This window comes from Paenibacillus sp. J22P15 (assembly GCF_056269345.1).
In genome coordinates this window covers 1-14937 of record NZ_JBWDNT010000015.1, presented here as the reverse complement: position 1 = coordinate 14937, position 14937 = coordinate 1, and the positions used below count along the sequence as shown (strand labels likewise).

The 14937-nt window shown below is 43.4% G+C and carries 15 protein-coding genes; 10 read left to right on the top strand and 5 right to left on the bottom strand.

Annotated elements, in window-relative coordinates:
• The first annotated feature begins 27 nt into the window (after positions 1-27).
• From AC0YN6_RS22850 to AC0YN6_RS22820, 7 genes are all read left to right on the top strand, one after another.
• Positions 28-1437, top strand: a complete 1410-nt coding sequence (locus tag AC0YN6_RS22850; RefSeq protein WP_475749693.1) for an ABC transporter substrate-binding protein — start codon at positions 28-30, stop codon at positions 1435-1437.
• Positions 1438-1512: 75 nt separating this feature from the next.
• Complete coding sequence (locus AC0YN6_RS22845) at positions 1513-2391, top strand: carbohydrate ABC transporter permease (protein ID WP_475749692.1); 879 nt, start codon at positions 1513-1515, stop codon at positions 2389-2391.
• Positions 2392-2403: 12 nt separating this feature from the next.
• Positions 2404-3249 carry a carbohydrate ABC transporter permease gene (locus AC0YN6_RS22840; protein ID WP_475749691.1) on the top strand — a complete coding sequence of 282 codons (846 nt, stop codon included), beginning with the start codon at positions 2404-2406 and terminating at the stop codon, positions 3247-3249.
• A gap of 26 nt (positions 3250-3275) precedes the next feature.
• Positions 3276-3965: an N-acetylmannosamine-6-phosphate 2-epimerase gene (locus AC0YN6_RS22835; protein ID WP_475749690.1), complete on the top strand. Its 690-nt coding sequence runs from the start codon at positions 3276-3278 to the stop codon at positions 3963-3965.
• Between the two features lie 3 nt (positions 3966-3968).
• On the top strand, positions 3969-4853 hold the full coding sequence (locus AC0YN6_RS22830) for a type III pantothenate kinase (protein ID WP_475749689.1): 885 nt from the start codon (positions 3969-3971) through the stop codon (positions 4851-4853).
• Positions 4854-4880: 27 nt separating this feature from the next.
• Positions 4881-5735: a MurR/RpiR family transcriptional regulator gene (locus AC0YN6_RS22825; RefSeq protein WP_475749688.1), complete on the top strand. Its 855-nt coding sequence runs from the start codon at positions 4881-4883 to the stop codon at positions 5733-5735.
• Between the two features lie 53 nt (positions 5736-5788).
• On the top strand, positions 5789-6265 hold the full coding sequence (locus tag AC0YN6_RS22820; RefSeq protein WP_475749687.1) for a NanQ anomerase/TabA/YiaL family protein: 477 nt from the start codon (positions 5789-5791) through the stop codon (positions 6263-6265).
• Positions 6266-6343: 78 nt separating this feature from the next.
• Here the strand turns inward: AC0YN6_RS22820 and AC0YN6_RS22815 are convergent, their stop codons facing one another.
• The 3 genes from AC0YN6_RS22815 to AC0YN6_RS22805 form a co-directional block, all read right to left on the bottom strand.
• Complete coding sequence (locus AC0YN6_RS22815) at positions 6344-7273, bottom strand: metallophosphoesterase family protein (RefSeq protein WP_475749686.1); 930 nt, start codon at positions 7271-7273, stop codon at positions 6344-6346.
• A gap of 168 nt (positions 7274-7441) precedes the next feature.
• Positions 7442-8284, bottom strand: coding sequence for an aldo/keto reductase (locus AC0YN6_RS22810; RefSeq protein WP_475749794.1), 843 nt, complete (start codon positions 8282-8284; stop codon positions 7442-7444).
• Positions 8285-8299: 15 nt separating this feature from the next.
• On the bottom strand, positions 8300-9490 hold the full coding sequence (locus tag AC0YN6_RS22805) for an MFS transporter (RefSeq protein WP_475749685.1): 1191 nt from the start codon (positions 9488-9490) through the stop codon (positions 8300-8302).
• A 144-nt stretch (positions 9491-9634) separates the two neighbouring features.
• On the opposite strand from AC0YN6_RS22805, the gene AC0YN6_RS22800 reads away from it, so the two are divergent.
• The gene (locus tag AC0YN6_RS22800; protein WP_475749684.1) at positions 9635-10042 is read left to right on the top strand and encodes a winged helix-turn-helix transcriptional regulator; all 408 of its coding nucleotides are present in this window, start codon (positions 9635-9637) and stop codon (positions 10040-10042) included.
• Positions 10043-10144: 102 nt separating this feature from the next.
• Here the strand turns inward: AC0YN6_RS22800 and pepT are convergent, their stop codons facing one another.
• Positions 10145-11377, bottom strand: coding sequence for a peptidase T (gene pepT, locus AC0YN6_RS22795; protein WP_475749793.1), 1233 nt, complete (start codon positions 11375-11377; stop codon positions 10145-10147).
• A gap of 176 nt (positions 11378-11553) precedes the next feature.
• On the bottom strand, positions 11554-12498 hold the full coding sequence (locus AC0YN6_RS22790; RefSeq protein ID WP_475749792.1) for a DMT family transporter: 945 nt from the start codon (positions 12496-12498) through the stop codon (positions 11554-11556).
• Positions 12499-12719: 221 nt separating this feature from the next.
• Here AC0YN6_RS22790 and AC0YN6_RS22785 point away from each other — a divergent pair, with 221 nt between their 5' ends.
• Together AC0YN6_RS22785 and AC0YN6_RS22780 are read left to right on the top strand one after the other, a co-directional pair.
• The gene (locus tag AC0YN6_RS22785; protein ID WP_475749683.1) at positions 12720-13598 is read left to right on the top strand and encodes a LysR family transcriptional regulator; all 879 of its coding nucleotides are present in this window, start codon (positions 12720-12722) and stop codon (positions 13596-13598) included.
• Positions 13599-13783: 185 nt separating this feature from the next.
• On the top strand, positions 13784-14536 hold the full coding sequence (locus AC0YN6_RS22780) for an SDR family NAD(P)-dependent oxidoreductase (RefSeq protein ID WP_475749682.1): 753 nt from the start codon (positions 13784-13786) through the stop codon (positions 14534-14536).
• The last annotated feature ends 401 nt before the right edge of the window (positions 14537-14937 follow it).

The following is a 14937-nucleotide window of genomic DNA, read 5'->3' as shown; positions in this document are numbered from 1 at the left end:
TCTATTAAAAGAGGGGTAGATATTTGTATGAATAGAAAACGCTTACTTGGTATAGTTATCGCTCTGATGATGTTGACTTCCATTATTGCTGGATGCGCTGGCAATAATGATACGGGTAAGAATGCAGAAGAGGGCACAGGCGGGGGAAAAGAAAAGGTAGAACTTAAAGTGTGGTTAACACCGCAATGGAAAGGTGTGCTGGATGCCACTGAGCAAGGCGCCGATTATGATAGCTTCATGAAATACGCGGCTGATAAATTTACAAAGCAATACGAGAAGTATGATGTAAAAATTAATGTAGAGGTTATTGCAGGAGATCAGCGTGATCAGCTTCTCAACGTTAACTTAAGCAGTAATACCCCGCCAGATGTATTTTTTGAAAGCGCTTTTGCAATGGGCGATTATGTTCACCGTGGTGCGTTGGTGCCGTTGAACGACATTGTGGATGACAAAGCAAAAAGTGACATCGCTCAAAGCTATTGGGACTCTGTAACGTTCGGTGAAGATGTTTATTTCTATCCGTTCCAGCATAATCCGGGTACCTTAGTGTATAACGCAGACATGTTTAAAGCAGCTGGCTTGGATAAATTCGTTGGCGGAGAAAATGAAATCAAAACATGGACTTTAGCCGAGTATGAAGAAATTCTGAAAGGGTTGAAAGACAACCTGCCGAAAGATAAATATTCCAATGCGTATCCTATGGCTCTATACGCCATGAATAATCAAGGGGATACATGGAATCTTGCCTATATGAGAATGTTTGGAAACAAGTTCTTTGATGAGCAAGGGAATATCGTACTAGATGATGCTAATGGCGCAAAAGCGGCAGCTTGGCTCAAAAAGATCAAAGACGCTGGCTATACGAATCCAGGTGCAGAATCGGTATCTTCGAATGATGCAAACGGTATGTTCCAAAACCAACAGCTTGCGATCAGCTTCACGAATCCAGTCTTGTTCAACAATACAAAAGCCGATATGGAAAGCGGCAAGGCTACAAAGTTTGATGCAAGGCTTGCTAATATTCCGTCTGAAAGCGGTGATCCGCTATCCTTCACTTATGTAGTTGGAGCAAGCGTATTCCAAACGAAGGACGAGAAAAGAATAGAAGCATCCAAAGATTTCGTTAAGTTTTTCTCGACCGATCCAGAATTGGTGAAATCATCAAAGAACAGCATTCCAGTAAGAACTTCTGTTTCTGAAGAGTTTAAAAGTGTTAACCCGCTGTTCGCTGCATATGATGCCAATTCAAAATATTTGTTTAACTTCACTGGAAATGTTCCGGGATACAGCCAGCTAAGGGAAGTTCTTTATCCGGAGCTGCAAGCACTTTATATGGGTTCCAAAACAGCTGAGCAGGCCGTGAAGGACTACCAAACTAAAGGCAACAAGGTCATTCAAACGAATAAAGAAAGCTCGGTCATCTACCAGAATAAATAAGTAACACATCATTACACGATTGGCTGCCTTGGGGTTGTTGAAATCTCAAGGCCGCTAATTAGAAAGGAATACAACATGAGACGACTACGTAATCAATCCTTCAAAGAAAATTTAACTGGATATTTGTTTATCTCGCCTCAAATGCTGATTTTTCTCATTTTTTTGGTCTATCCGATCTTTGAGGGAATAAGGCTCAGCTTGTATCAAATCAGTTATACAAGTGAGAAGTTTGTTGGACTTGACAATTATGTAACACTGTTTAGCGATCCTATATTTTTCAAAGCACTCATTAACACGGTTGTGTTCGTTGTATTTATCGTCATCCTTACGGTAGGCTTTGCGCTATTTGTAGCCTCTGCTGTTTTTGACAAAAACGCAAAATACGTTTCATTCATTAGAGGAAGCTACTATATTCCAGTCATGGTTTCTATGGTCGTCATGAGTATGGTATGGGGCTTTCTACTCAACCCTGCTAATGGACTGGTTTCTTACTTATCTCAGGAAATGGGTCTAGGTACGGTGAATCTCCTAGGGAAAACAACGACGGTTTTGCCGGTTATTATATTCGTAACATTCGCAACAAATGTGGGACAAGCGATTATTTTGTACATCGCTGCAATGATTGGTGTACCGAAGGATTTGTTTGAGGCGGCGGAAGTAGATGGAGCCAGCAGATGGCAGGTTATTTTGAAAATACTCATTCCATCGGTACAATCGTCTACCGTGTATATCGCAATCATCAACATCATTGCCGTTCTAAAAATATTTGTTGTCATTCAGCTCTTAACAGGCGGCGGGCCAAACAACGCCTCTGTGACACTGATGTATTACCTATATAATAACGCCTTTAAATATAATCAACTCGGCGTAGCTTCTGCAGTAGGGGTCATTATGTTCCTGATTACATTATTGTTGTCAGTGCCTCAGCTAAGAGTCTTGATTAAGGAAAAGTGAGGGATAGTTAACATGTCGCAAAATAAACACAACAAGAAGAAGATGGAGCGATTTGATGTTATAACGAATGTAATCGTAACCCTCTTCGCTATTCTTAATCTGTTTCCTTTATATTGGTTATTTACAAGCTCGCTCAAAAACAGTTCAGACGTTGTAAAGATGCCGCCGGATTGGTGGCCGACCACGATTACATTTGCCAACTATGTGGATGTATTTCAAAGCCAACCCGCGTTGAGATGGGCCTTTAACAGTATATTGGTTTCTGGAGGGTCTACAGTACTTGTCATTATCGTAGGGGCGATGGCCGCATATGCCTTCTCCAAACTGAAATTCAAGGGCAGAAACATCATTTTCATCATTTTTATTTCGAGCCTTATGATTCCGAAAGAAATTATGATCGTCCCTTTATTTCGTATCACACAAGACTTCGGCATGGTGAATAGTTATCACGGTATGATATGGCCGAACGTTGCCACAGCATTTGGTGTATTCTTATTAAAAGGGTTTTTCGATGCGACTCCAAACGCATTAAGAGAAGCATCAAGAATTGATGGGGCGGGTGAATGGAGAACGTTTATTCAAATTATGCTTCCAATTATAAAACCTGGTATCGGTGCTCTATTTATTTTGAATTTTGTTCAAGTGTGGAACGATTACTTGTGGCAATTAGTAATAGGACAAGAGAAAAATATGAAAACCTTGATGGTTGGTACCGCAACGTTGATGCAGGATCTGAATCCAAACTTTGCATATAAAATGGCTGGAGCTACCGTTGCCGCAATCCCGATGCTGATCATCTTCTTATTATTCCAACGGTACTTTACCCAGGGAATGACGGCTGGCGCAGTCAAGGAGTAAATCTAACAGTAGTGGAGTGGAGTCCAATGAATAGGAATAGAAATGTACTTGATATGATAAGAAGAAAGCTGGTCGTTTCCTGCCAAGCCTTGCCAGATGAACCGCTTCATAGTCCATTTATTATGGGGAGAATGGCATATGCAGCGTTCTTAGGCGGAGCTGCAGGTATACGTGCTAACAGCGTAGAGGATATAAAAGAAATCAAGAAGCACGTTGACTTACCCATTATCGGAATTATTAAAGAGGTTTATAAGGGGTCATCTGTATTCATTACCCCGACGATGAAGGAAGTGGATGAGCTGTGCCTTGAAGGCGTAGACATCATCGCAATGGACGCGACGGATCGCGTGAGACCGGATGGTACAACGATATCGCAATTATTTCCTTCACTAAGAGAAAAGTATAAAGACCAGCTCTTTATGGCGGATTGCTCCACGTATGCTGAAGCGATTAAGGCTGCAGAGCTTGGGTTCGACATGATTGGCACGACATTGAGCGGTTATACCGAAGCAACGAAACATAACACTTTACCAGATTTTCAATTAATAGAGAAGCTGGTTCATTCCATTAACGTACCGGTCATTGCGGAGGGCGGCATCTCAACACCAGAGGAATTAAAACGATTATTTGACCAAGGGATTTATTCGGCAGTAGTGGGATCCTCCATTACAAGACCGATGGAAATAACTAAAAAATTCGTAAAGGCTGTTGAGTAGCCAATGGGAATGAACATTTTGGCGGCGGATATAGGCGGTACCAATACTAAGATCGGCATTTGCGACGAACATGGAACGATTACTCAGTTCAAGGAGTATTCTACCGAGGCTCATAGGGGCGGCTTGCATCTTATGGAAAGATTGCTTGATCAAATGGAGTCCTATCATCAATTCGATGCTATCGCAATCAGTACGGCTGGTCAAGTGAACGCTGAAGAGGGCTGCATTTTGTATGCAAACGAGAATATCCCCGATTATACTGGGATGAAGATTAGAGAGATCGTGGAGAATCGATTCCATAAGCCTGTAAAGGTAGAAAATGATGTGAATGCGGCTGCGCTGGGCGAGGCGTACTTTGGCGCAGCAAAGTCGTTTAATGATTTCTTATGCTTAACGTTTGGAACGGGTATTGGTGGAGCTATCGTTATGAACCGACAAATATATCGGGGGGCGAGCGGATCAGCGGCTGAATTTGGTCATATGTTTACTCGTCCGCTGTCTCAGGCGAATGGCAACATGAGAAAACCATACTACGAAACCTATGCTTCAACGTCAGCCTTGATTCGAATGGCCCAAGAAGCAGATCCGGCAGTTGTAGACGGGAAAGCTTTTTTTGATAAAATACAAGTAGGAAACGATGCGCTAAATCAAGTTTTGCATGCATGGACTGCTGAAGTATCAGCGGGCTTGGCTTCACTCATTCATATCTTCAATCCACCTGCAATCATTATTGGTGGCGGAGTGATGGAGCAGGATGACCTAGTCCGAATAGTAGAGAAGCAAACAAAAGATTTAATTATGGACAGTTTTTTGGGTGTGGGTATTCTAAAGGCTTCTCTTGGCAATAAGGCTGGCTTATTAGGTGCGGCATCATTATTTTTACGCTGAATGTACAGGATTTGGGGAGGTGATGGGTTGCGTACAGTCAATATTTTCACAACAATTCATTCGAAATACAACAACCTGACGAATACGGAAAAGAAAGTAGCTGACTACGTCCTTGAACACTCGGAAAAAGTCGTATACATGTCGATTACTGATCTTGCAGATAGCTGCGGAGTAGGCGAGTCCAGTGTGTTCAGGTTTTGCAGATCGTTAAGCTACAAAGGGTATCAGGATTTCAAGATTGCACTTGCACACAGCATCACAGTGGAGAATGAAATACCGCAGCTTACGGACAAGGTTCTGATGAACGATACGATAGAGCAAGTGTCCTCCAAGGTGCTGTCCTCCAATATCAGCGCATTGAACGAGACTTATAATTTGATCGATAGCGATAAAATGGATCAGGCCATTGAACATTTGCTTCAAGCAGAGCGAGTCATATTTTTTGGCGTGGGTTCTTCCTTAATGACCGCAATGGAAGCGAAAATTAAATTTATGCGTATCACAAACAAAACGGAATGCAGTATTGATTCGCATTTACAGATGATGTCGGCGGCATTAATGACCAAGCGGGATGTCGCCATCGTTATTTCCTATTCCGGTTCGACCAAGGATACCATTGAAGTGGCCAAAAAAGCAAAAGAAACCGGTGCGACCGTCATTTCTATTACCCGATTCGTAAAGTCGCCATTAACGTCATTTTCCGATCTTACACTGCTATGCGGTGCGAATGAAGGACCGTTGCAAAGCGGTTCATTATCTGCGAAGATCTCACAGCTCTATTTGCTCGATGTATTATATGTTGAATATTTCAAGAGAGCCTATGAGGATTCAATACGAAACAAAGAAAGTACAGCCGCATCGGTTGCAGTGAAATTGCTTTGAAGCATAACATATGTGGAACACATTTTTTGAATACGCCAATGGGGGAATAGGTTATGATTTTAGGTTCTTTGTCATCATGGGGAGATCAAAGTAAGTACGAAAATACGATCATTGTAACAGCGATGGAAGAACTTCAGAAATTGCTTAAACAAAATCCTGCTGCCGGCCGAGTCGAGATTAATGGTGACCATATGTATGCTTCATTTATGGAATTTGATGCGAAGGCTTCAGAAGACCATCTTGCTGAGAAACATGAGTCCTATATCGACCTGCAATATGTAATTGAAGGCGAAGAAACGATCGGCTGGTCATCACTGAGCGAAGAGGATGTACCTGTTAAGCCTTATGACAGTGAACAGGATTACGCGCTATACAAACCTTCGAAGGATGAGATTTCACTCCATCTTAAGCCAGGCATGTTTGCCGTCTTTTTTCCTAACGATATACACAGACCTGGAATGGGCCAACCGTCTACAAAAATTAAAAAAGCGGTAGTGAAAATTCATGTGGACCTCCTGCAGCGGCGTTAGTGCAAATCTGTTAAAACGAAAACAGAAATAAGGGCAGCCAAGACGGCTGCCCTTATTTTCGCTTCTGTACTTCATGGTTTAGCCTTGTTCAGGCAGATGCTCTGGCTGATTGGATTCGACAGTACCGTCATCTAGTCTAAGCCATGTCTGAAAGCCGCGTTCTCCTTCCACTAGGCGAATGATTCTTGCACCGCGTGGAAAATCCTCTTTCCCATAGGTGTTGTAGCCCGTTGCTCTTCCATAACAGAGACGGATACCGTGAAGCTCGCCCCAGAAATCATTGATATGGTCATGACCTACAAACGTTCCTTGCACATCCTGCATTTCAAGAAAAGCAGTAAATAGCCCGGAATTTACTTTTGGGCTCGCTACGCCTTCGTATTTCTGTCCATAACAGGTATGCTCCTTCCACACCTCGTTATATTCAGGCACAGGAATATGGAAAAAAGCGAGCGCGGGAAGAGGGACATCATTATTTTGCTTAGTCAGACGTTTAGATTGTTCCTTATACCAGCCGATTTGGCTGTGGGTTACCCATGCATAGCCTTCCACCGGCTGACTCGCATAGTCGCCGGAGTCTAATAGATATAATGCCGCAGCGGGGCTGTTATCCTTATGAGCTTGGATTTCGAGTACGAAGTTTCCAATTCTGTTGTCTAAGCTAGCACCTACTTCGGTCAAACAAAGAGGACTGCTCTGCTGCAAGCGGACCAGCTCTTCCTTCGTGGAGCCTGCTTCGGTATCGTGATTGCCAAATACAGCTGCCCATGGAATGTTACATTCATCGGCTGCTTTGACCGCATTTTTAAAGGATTCTATCGTATCTGTGCAATGAGTGCTATAAATAACATCACCCGTGAAGACAACCAAATCCGGTGATTCCGCCTCCAGAACACTTTTCATTAAAGCATAAGTTTGCAGATCCTCTTGCTCCCCATTTTGCCAATGCAAATCGGTAAATTGAACAATGGTGAATGTACCATCTTCACGAAATTTTAAGTTAGCCATAATGCCCTCCACTTTATGTTATTTGATTGCTATAATGCGAAAAAAAACTGCAGTGACGGTTTATGTACAATAGGTTCGCTGTTATAGCATATTTTTCCTGCAATGAAATTGACGCCATTTCTCTCATCGTTGAAAGAAATGGCGTCTCGTTTAGTGAAAAATATTTGATTAAAAATCAAAGTTGTCCGGATCTGGACCAACCCGAAGGTTCTGGTTCAAAGCATCAATTTGAGCGAGCTCTTCTTTGGATAATTCAAAATCAAATACGTCCGCGTTTTCAATCATTCGCTGTTCTTTTGTCGATTTTGGAATCGTAATAATCCCATTTTGTAAATCCCAGCGAAGGATGACTTGGGCTGCCGACTTGTTATGCTTAACTGCGATTTCCTTTAAGACAGGGTGATCAAGCAGTTGGCCTTGCATTAATGGGGACCAGGCTTCCATTTGAATGCCTTGCTCCTTGCAATAAGAGCTCAATTCTTTTTGAGTTAATTGTGGATGAAGCTCCACTTGGTTAATCATAGGTTTAACAGATGCATCCTTCATCAGCTCTTCTAAATGATGAATTTGGAAATTACTTACGCCGATAGCTTTTACACGGCCTTCTTTATATAAGGTTTCCAAAGCTCTCCACGCCTCTTTGTATTTGCCTTCCACAGGCCAATGAATGAGATATAAATCGAGATATTCTAAACCAAGTTTATTTAGGCTTGTTTCGTAAGCTGCCAGAGTAGCTTCGTACCCGAGATCGGCAGTCCAAACCTTTGATGTAACAAAAAGCTCTTCTCTTGCGACGTTAGTCTCTGCAATGGCTTCACGAATGCCCTGTCCCACACTTGTCTCATTGCCGTAAATAGCTGCTGTATCAATACTGCGATAGCCATTATTAATGGCTGCCTTGACGGCCTGAACCAGTTCAGAGCCATCTTCAACTTTAAATACGCCGAGACCAAACCAAGGCATTTGAACACCGTTTTGTAAAGCAGTTGTATCTTGTAAATGTTTTGCGATCATTATTATTTCCTCCTAATTTTTCAATGCGTCTTTTTTGTCCAAAGATCTTGCCCAGCCGGTTAAGATGACGGCTCCGAGAACCATCAATGCTCCGACCCAAGCTGTATGAATAAGACCAATCGTGTCCGTAACGACACCGCCTAAGTAGGCGCCAATCGCAATCCCGGCATTAAATGCGGCGATGTTGACAGCAGAAGCGACATCGACCGCTTTTGGTGTATAACGTTCTGCGAGCATCACTACATAGACTTGTAGTCCCGGTACATTCATGAAAGCAAATAAGCCCATTAATATAATCGTAATCAAGCCGGCGGCTTTAAACGGTACAGTGAATGCAAGTATGAAAAGTACAATGGCTTGCAAAATAAACATATAGAACAAGGCAGAAACAGGCTTTCGATTCGCTGCCTTTCCTCCAATGATGTTGCCGATCGCGATGGCAATTCCGTATACCAGAAGAATGACCGCTACCGTACTTTCCTTAAATCCGGTTATATCATGAAGCAACGGGGATAAATAAGTAAAGACAACAAACGTACCGCCGTAGCCGATAGCCGTAATGGCGAATGCAAGCAGCAAGCGGCCATTCGTCACCACCTTAAGCTGCTCGCGAAGCGGCGTTTTGGTTCCTTTGCGCAAATTGGAAGGAATCAGAATCATGTTAGCGATAAAGGCAACGATGCCAATGATTACAATACCGCCAAAAGCAGCGCGCCAGCCGAAGTGTTGTCCAATCCATGTACCCAAGGGAACGCCTGTAACGGTAGCTACGGTGAGTCCAGAGAACATAATCGCTATCGCACTTGCCCTGCGGTTCTCGGGTACTAGATCGGCAGCGATGGTGGAGCCAATGGACATAAACACACCGTGCGCCAGCGCGGAGATGACGCGAGCTGTCAGCAGTATGCCTACGCTGCTCGCTGCCGCGGCAAGACTATTTCCAACAATGAAAACAATCATAATCCAAAACAATAATGTTTTTCTTGGAACGGTAGAGGTTATTGAGGTTAAGATGGGTGCTCCAAAGGTTACCCCCAAAGCATATAAAGTAACGGTTAATGCTGATGTTGTCACCGATATATTCAAGTCCTCTGCTATAAGCGGGAGCAGCCCTACGCTGATGAACTCCGTTGTCCCAATTGCAAAGGCGCTTATAGCTAATGCTAGGAGTGCCAAAGTACTTCTTTTTTTATCTAAAGCCATTTGTCTAACCCCTTTTGTCTGGTGATGCCGGCCGGTAAGTGCTATTATGTATTATTTAAGAAGTGATGAACAGTACGCACTTTGAAGTGGGATAGGCACTAAAAAGTAATAAATGAGCGATACACCAGTATGGGGGATTATAATATGATCACGAAAAAATATAATATTTCGGTGGAAGCGACCTTAGAGGTTATTGGCGGCAAGTGGAAATGTGTGATTCTCTGTCATTTGACGCATGGCAAAAAAAGAACGAGCGATCTCAAACGTATTATGCCAGCCATTACGCAAAAGATGTTAACCCAGCAGTTAAGGGAGCTGGAGCAGGACGGGATCGTGAATCGGATTAGCTACAATCAGGTGCCTCCGAAAGTAGAATATGAGCTCAGTGAATATGGATGGAGCTTGAAATCGATATTAGATTCCCTTTGTGCATGGGGCGAAACCCATATTATTAAAGAGTACGGTGATAAGACAGCGGTATTAATCGATAATGGACTCAATGATTTTACAAGCAACAACGAGACGGAGCGGGTGAAAGAACCGTCCCAATAAGAGTACATATCGCTTCATTCCAAGCACAAACAGGCTGCCGTTCAAATTGAACGACAGCCTGTTTGGATCATAACGGCGAGGACGATGCCTCTGCGAGTGCGGTTAAGCTCTTTGTTCGTACAGCTTAACGATTTCGATGATGGTATTGACTGCATGCACCATATTGTCTACGGAAACATACTCATAGCGGCCATGATAATTTTCCCCGCCTGTAAATATATTCGGTGTCGGCAATCCCATGTAGGATAGCTGAGAGCCGTCTGTACCGCCGCGAATCGGTTGAATAATCGGACGGATACCTAGATTGATCATCGCTTGCTCGGCAATATCCACGACTTCTTTGACAGGCTCGATTTTCTCTTTCATATTGAAGTATTGGTCTTTGATTTCAAGCACAATACGCTCTTCCCCATACTTTCCCTTAAGCTCCTCCACAATGCGAGTAAGCTCGCGTTTTCTCTCATCAAATCGGTTGCGATCATGATCACGTATCAAATAACGAAGCTGAGTTTGCTCCACGTCACCCTGAATGGACGACAGGTGATAGAAGCCTTCATGGCCTTCTGTGAGCTCTGGCGTTTCCTCAGCAGGCAGCTTTCCGTGAATTTCCATCGCGATTTTGGCTGCGTTGATCATTTTTCCTTTGGCTGTACCCGGGTGCACGTTTTTACCGATGCACGTAATGACAGCACCCGCCGCATTAAAGCTTTCGTATTGAAGCTCACCGAGCGGACCGCCGTCCATCGTATAGGCATAGGCAGCGTCAAAGGCAGCTACATCAAACTTATGCGGGCCTCTGCCGATTTCTTCATCTGGCGTGAAGGCAACTCTTATTCTGCCGTGCTTCAGCTCTGGATGCTGGATGAGATAAGCCATGGCCGTCATGATCTCGGTAATGCCGGCTTTATCGTCTGCGCCAAGCAGAGTAGTGCCGTCTGTTGTAATCAGCGTATGGCCTTTATAGTCAGCTAGCTCTGGAAAGTCACTCGGCGACAGCACGATATTCAGCGCTTCGTTTAAGACGATGTCTTGACCGTCATACTGCTCCAAAACTTGCGGCTTCACGTTTGTACCCGTAAAGTCGGTCGCTGTATCGATATGGGCAAGGAAGCCGATTGTTGGGATCTCCTTGTCTGTATTTGAAGGAAGAGTAGCCATAACATAGCCGTTATCATCCATCGTTACTTCCTGCATGCCGATGGCTTTCAGTTCCTCGACGAGCATATGGGCTAAAGTCAGCTGTCCTGGCGTGGAAGGGCAGGTGCTGCTGCTTTCATCAGACTGTGTGTCAACTTGCGCATATGTAATAAATCTGGTTATAATCTCATTTTTCATCATTATTCTCAGCCCCAGTACAATTAGTTTTCACACTGTAGATGATACGCTGATCCATCATTTTTTTCAATTCGAGCGAATAAACACCGAAATAGGTAGTGTGAATAGCGTTGAAATCCAAAAAAACACTCCGATTCGGAGTGTTTTTGTCGTTATAGCTTGATTTGAATGTTCAATTATGAAGTCGCTTTTATGGTCTGACCTTTCAGAGGGCGCCGAGCAGGAGCAGGAGCGGTGCTCTTATCGACTTCGTGAAGTGCTTTTCTCTGGTGTATATTGTTACGAATGAGTGCCAAAATGACCAGCAGCGTTCCGAAAACTTCATAAATGCTAATCCGATAGCCTTGGAAGGCCATAATGACGAAAGTCGTAATCGGAACAAAGTTGATAAACAAAATGCCGTTTAGCGGCGATAACAGTTTGATACCTGCATTCCAGCACAACAAAGCGGCTAGACCAGGCAGCAAGATCATAAAGGACATTTCGTATTTAATCGATAGGATCGTGTCCAAAGTTGGCACTGGCAGCACACCAAAGGCAGATGCGAGCGCAACGATTACGAAAGATACAGCACTGCCTAGCAAGCAGGTTAATGTTGAATAGCGGAGTATAGACCAAGCCTTAAACTTGCTTCCCCCCATCGAATAAACGACCCATCCGACAACCCCCGTAAAAATGAGCAGGAGCGGGAAAATATGCTGTCCGGCCATCATGAAAAAGGCTAACTTCCCGTTCGTGATCACAAGTAGAGCCCCAACAAGCGCAATAGCTACACTCGTGAGCATATATTTTTTTGGCGCTGTTTTTTTAGTGACCCATATTACCATAATAGATATCATCGGCATAAGCACTTCCATGATCGAAGCAGCGACGGTGCCTGACTCACCCATGAGATGCTGTCCTAAGAAAACGGCCATATTATAAACGGTAAATGCCATTGCTCCGTAGAACATCAACACTTTGCCCTTGCCCTCCAGGCGAAACGACGCTTTCCCTTCTTTCAGTAGCAGCAGTACGCTGAGGATGATCGCAACGACGAAGTAACGAATAAACGAGAAATAAAATGGATCAATTTGTTGTAATGCAATGTGGGCAACGGGAAACATAGCTCCCCACGACATACTTGCAATGAGGCATAGTATGGATCCGATGATGACTTGTTTGTTTAGCACGAATGGTCTCTCCCTAATCAATTTATGTTCCGAATTTATTGTCTATAGCCAATCATAGGGTGTTGGAAGGCGTTAGTAAAATGATTGAAAATAAAGTTTATCATCATTTATAATGATAGTTATTGAAAGTCGCATAGGAACGGATTGTTGATTGTTGTGGAGGGATCAGGTTGGAATTTAAGGATTTGAAAATATTTGAGACGGTAGCGGCACACGGCAGTATCAGCAAAGCAGCACTCGAGCTTAATTATGTGCAATCGAATGTGACAGCAAGAATTAAGCTGCTTGAGAAGGAGCTGGATACGCCTTTATTTTACCGACATAAACGGGGAATGATTCTAAATACAGAAGGCAAACGTTTGCTTGAGCATTCGAGAGAAATTTTGCTGAAGATGGAGGAAATGAAGCGTGCTTTTCAAAATAAATCAAACCCTTCAGGAGTTCTCCAAATTGGCATTGTAGAGACGGTCGTTGCACTCCCTTATATTTTATCGTCATATTATAGCAAGTACCCTAATGTTGAATTATCGTTAAAAGCCGGAGTGACCGATCAGTTGCTGCAAGAGGTCATTGATATGAAGCTGGACGGGGCGTTTGTGACGGGACCCATCAGACATCCATTAATCGAGCAGGTTGAGGTCATTCAAGAAAAGCTTGTACTGGTGACCAAAGGCAACGACTTCTCTATGGACGACATCACCACGACGCCTCTCTTGCTTTACAATAAAGGCTGCGGATACCGCGGGAGACTAGAAAGCTGGATGAAGGTGGAGGGAATTATCCCGAAACAAATTATGGAGTTTGGCACGTTTGGGACTATTATTGGCAGTGTAGCTGCGGGAGTAGGCATATCGATTATTCCGGAATCGTCGATCGTGGATTTGGTTGCAAGCGGTACGGTATGCAGCCATAACGTGCCTGAACCTTATCGTGAGATTACGACTATTTTTATCCGACGCAAGGATTCTTATTTAACGAGCACACTGCAATGCTTTATTGATGAAATTGTTGCCCGGAAGGGCCAAGTAGAAGTGAATTTACAAGAGTGATGCTAAAAAGGCGGATGCGAAAGGGACATAAAAACATTTATTTGTCTAATGTCTTTTTTGTTAATTAATTATTCAAAATTATGAGTTATTTATGGTATTTTCATGGGTTTAAAGTGGATATTTCATGGATATAGCGTTAATATTTAAGTGAAAGATAATAAAAACAAGAAAGCGAGGGATAATAAATGGGATTATTAAACAATAAAGTTGTAATCGTAACTGGCGCAGGAAGCGGCATGGGACGTGAAGAAGCACTTTTGTGTGCGCAAGAAGGTGCCAAGGTTGTTGCGACTGATATTAATGAAGCAGCCGTGTTGAAGGTTGTAGCAGAAATTGAAGCAGCAGGCGGAGAAGCAGCAGCTTTCCAGCACAACGTTGCATCAGAGGAAGAATGGGTTAAAGTTGTAGCAGCTGCCATTGAGAAGTTCGGAAAAATAGATGTGTTGGTTAATAATGCAGGGATCTCTATGGCGTTAGGTTTGTTGGAAACAACCATTGAACAATGGAATAAAGTAATGGCGATTAATCTTCAAAGTGTTTTCCTTGGCATGAAGCATGTCATTCCAACTATGCAAGCTAATAATGGCGGATCGATTGTTAACATTTCGTCTATTGCTGGATTGACAGGCAGCAGCGGAGCTGGCGCGTATACAGCATCTAAAGGCGCGGTTCGTATGCTATCCAAAGCAGCTGCAGTTGATTTCGGTAAAGACAACATCCGGGTTAACTCGGTTCATCCAGGCTTTATTGAAACACCGATGAGCTCAGAGTTTGTCAATAACGAGAATATGCTGAAGTGGTTCTTGTCACAGACTGCTTTGCCAAGAGTGGGACAAGCTTCAGAAGTAGCGCAAGCAGTGTTGTTCCTTGCTTCCGATGCGTCCTCTTACATCACAGGCGTTGAATTGCCGGTAGATGGCGGCGTTACAGCGAAGTAACATTTATTGAAAAAACATAGAGGTTGTCTCGGAAGAGGAAGAGACAAGCTTATTATAGATATATTTAAGAATGGCGGTGCAGGGAACGATTCCTGTACCGCCATTTTTACATTAACGGTGTAGGGAGGGAAAGGTGACACTGTTAGTTGTCTGTAAGCGCATATATGCGCTTATTGAGCAGGAAAGTGGTATGGGCGAGGTAGGAATAGAGCTGTAAGCACGTATATGTTCTTACAGCTGGAAAGTAACCTTAGTTAGTTGTCTGTAAGCACATATATGTGCTTATTGAGTAGGAAAGTGGTATGGGTGAGGTAGGAATGAAGCTGTAAGCACCTATATGATCTTACAGCTGGAAAGTAGCCTTAGTTAGTTGTCTGTAAGCACATATATGTGCTTATTGA

Bases quoted from the DNA above. Each gene is read 5' to 3' on its own strand.
- AC0YN6_RS22850 (WP_475749693.1), top strand. From the start codon at position 28: ATGAATAGAAAACGCTTACTTGGTATAGTTATCGCTCTGATGATGTTG.
- AC0YN6_RS22845 (WP_475749692.1), top strand. From the start codon at position 1,513: ATGAGACGACTACGTAATCAATCCTTCAAAGAAAATTTAACTGGATAT.
- AC0YN6_RS22840 (WP_475749691.1), top strand. From the start codon at position 2,404: ATGTCGCAAAATAAACACAACAAGAAGAAGATGGAGCGATTTGATGTT.
- AC0YN6_RS22835 (WP_475749690.1), top strand. From the start codon at position 3,276: ATGAATAGGAATAGAAATGTACTTGATATGATAAGAAGAAAGCTGGTC.
- AC0YN6_RS22830 (WP_475749689.1), top strand. From the start codon at position 3,969: ATGGGAATGAACATTTTGGCGGCGGATATAGGCGGTACCAATACTAAG.
- AC0YN6_RS22820 (WP_475749687.1), top strand. From the start codon at position 5,789: ATGATTTTAGGTTCTTTGTCATCATGGGGAGATCAAAGTAAGTACGAA.
- AC0YN6_RS22815 (WP_475749686.1), bottom strand. From the start codon at position 7,273: ATGGCTAACTTAAAATTTCGTGAAGATGGTACATTCACCATTGTTCAA.
- AC0YN6_RS22805 (WP_475749685.1), bottom strand. From the start codon at position 9,490: ATGGCTTTAGATAAAAAAAGAAGTACTTTGGCACTCCTAGCATTAGCT.
- AC0YN6_RS22800 (WP_475749684.1), top strand. From the start codon at position 9,635: ATGATCACGAAAAAATATAATATTTCGGTGGAAGCGACCTTAGAGGTT.
- pepT (WP_475749793.1), bottom strand. From the start codon at position 11,377: ATGAAAAATGAGATTATAACCAGATTTATTACATATGCGCAAGTTGAC.
- AC0YN6_RS22790 (WP_475749792.1), bottom strand. From the start codon at position 12,498: ATGTCGTGGGGAGCTATGTTTCCCGTTGCCCACATTGCATTACAACAA.
- AC0YN6_RS22780 (WP_475749682.1), top strand. From the start codon at position 13,784: ATGGGATTATTAAACAATAAAGTTGTAATCGTAACTGGCGCAGGAAGC.